We start from the raw sequence: 490 nt of genomic DNA on the forward strand, positions 1-490 counted from the left end.
AGAAATGCGTTATGACTGCGCTATTTTAGGAATAGGTCGAAGTCGATCTCTTGTTCTCTTCCGTATTTAACCAGTTTCACTTTCAAGTTGTGTTCTGCTGCAAGATCAATAGCTAAGTTAGACATGCGCTTTATCTCATTAAAACAGCTTGAGATTAGGGGCTTTTCTTGGTTGTCGACAGTAGCGATAAGTGTGTTCTCTGTACCTTCGTTGTCTGCATAAACATACGCGTACATGTTGTTGTGTTGCATAAATTACCTAAGCTGAGCTTTTTATTATTAGTGTGATGAAGGTTACAGTATTTATGTATTCAGGCTAGCTTATGGGAGGAATCAAAGGTAAGAGTTTGTAAGCGGTGTTTAAATTTTTGCTTCATAGGCATGCGTGCAAGCCTTTTGTTACCTCGTTTTTTGCTTTGGTAGGTTTTGCCTATCAATAAAATTGTTGAAATCCATTTAGTAAAATCAAGATTTTAGACAACAATTAAGGT

The 490-nt window shown here is 36.7% G+C and carries 1 protein-coding gene; it reads right to left on the reverse strand.

The annotated features are described in order from the left end of the window. Positions 1-20: 20 nt before the first annotated feature. A complete protein-coding gene (locus tag AB4496_RS28645; protein WP_009847167.1) occupies positions 21-251 on the reverse strand; it encodes a hypothetical protein in 231 nt (76 codons plus the stop codon). Between the last annotated feature and the right edge of the window lie 239 nt (positions 252-490).

This window comes from Vibrio sp. 10N.222.46.A1 (assembly GCF_041473595.1).
Classification (GTDB): Bacteria; Pseudomonadota; Gammaproteobacteria; order Enterobacterales; family Vibrionaceae; genus Vibrio; species Vibrio tasmaniensis_A.